We start from the raw sequence: 1,591 nt of genomic DNA on the forward strand, positions 1-1,591 counted from the left end.
CCCGCCGTCGCCGGCGGGTCGCCCGTCACCGACGCAGGCAGATGCGCGGATCAGAGATCGTCCTCTTCGCTCGGACCGGCCATCATCCCGTCCGACACCTGCGCGGTGCGGGCGCGAATCGCCTTTTCGAGTCGATCGAGCATCTCGGGATTCTCACGCAGGAACGTCTTGGCGTTCTCGCGCCCCTGACCGATCCGTACCGAATCGTAGGAGAACCATGCGCCCGACTTCTCGACCAGCCCGGCCTTGACGCCCAGGTCGAGCACCTCGCCGATCTTCGAGATGCCTTCGCCGTACATGATGTCGAATTCGACCTGCTTGAACGGCGGGGCGACCTTGTTCTTCACCACCTTCACGCGGGTGGCGTTGCCGATCACCTCGTCCCGGTCCTTGATCGCGCCGGTGCGGCGGATGTCGAGGCGGACGGAAGCGTAGAATTTCAGTGCGTTGCCGCCGGTGGTCGTCTCCGGATTGCCGTACATCACGCCGATCTTCATGCGCAGCTGGTTGATGAAGATGACCATGCAACGCGAGCGGCTGATCGAGCCGGTCAGCTTGCGGAGGGACTGGGACATCAGGCGGGCCTGGAGGCCGACGTGGCTGTCGCCCATCTCGCCTTCGATCTCCGCGCGGGGGACCAGCGCGGCGACCGAATCGACCACCAGCACGTCGATCGCGTTGGAGCGCACCAGCGTGTCGGTGATCTCCAGCGCCTGTTCGCCAGTGTCCGGCTGCGACACGATCAGTTCGTCGATGTTGACGCCCAGCTTGCGCGCATAGACCGGATCAAGCGCGTGTTCGGCATCGACGAACGCCGCGGTGCCGCCGTTTTTCTGAGCCTCGGCAATGACATGCAGCGCCAGCGTGGTCTTGCCCGAGCTTTCGGGGCCGTACACTTCGATCACACGGCCGCGCGGCAGGCCGCCGACGCCGAGCGCGATGTCGAGGCCCAGCGACCCGGTGGAGATCGCCTCCACCTGCATCGTTTCCTTCTGCCCCAGCTTCATCGCCGAGCCCTTGCCGAAGGCGCGGTCGATCTGCGCGAGCGCGGCGTCGAGCGCCTTTTGACGGTCGGTAGTTGCGGTTGCCATGCCGGTATCGATCACCTGAAGTTTGGCGGCCATTGCCTGAAGACCCCTTCGCTAGAGCACCCGCGCGTACCATTCAACGCGTTCGGAAGCGTGTATCGCCTTTGTTCCATGAGAACAAGTGGGGAACTTCATGGGCAAATCAAGAGGGGCGGCGGTAGCGGGCGACCCCATTGGCGAAGGCAGGGGAGCCGAACGACGCCTCGAAGGCGGCGGACAGGGACGAGTCGTGCGGCGAACGAAGGGTGTTTTTGAGCAACCGGAGCGCATCGGCGTCGTTCGCGGCGATCGTCCGGGCCACGTCCACGCCGTCACCGGACAGATCGGCCAGCCCGATCCGCAGCGCCTCCGCCGCATCGACGGGTGCGGCGGTGAACAGCAGCCGCGCCGCCTGCCCCTTTCCCACCCGCGCAATCAACCGCGCGACGTCGCCGGCCGGATAGCCGATCCCCAGCCGCGCCGGGGGAATGGAAAAGCGCGCATCCGCCCCCGCGACGATCACG

At 66.1% G+C, this 1,591-nt stretch carries 2 protein-coding genes; both read right to left on the bottom strand.

Annotated elements, in window-relative coordinates; genetic code table 11:
• Positions 1-50: 50 nt before the first annotated feature.
• A complete protein-coding gene (gene recA / locus AX685_RS12345; protein ID WP_066489116.1) occupies positions 51-1,124 on the bottom strand; it encodes a recombinase RecA in 1,074 nt (357 codons plus the stop codon).
• A 106-nt stretch (positions 1,125-1,230) separates the two neighbouring features.
• Positions 1,231-1,591 (bottom strand): enoyl-CoA hydratase/isomerase family protein (locus tag AX685_RS12350; protein WP_231738843.1); only part of this gene is annotated, 361 nt, incomplete at its 5' end.

The organism is Sphingomonas sp. CCH9-F2 (genome assembly GCF_001556735.1).
In the GTDB taxonomy this organism is placed as follows: Bacteria; Pseudomonadota; Alphaproteobacteria; order Sphingomonadales; family Sphingomonadaceae; genus Sphingomonas; species Sphingomonas ginsenosidimutans.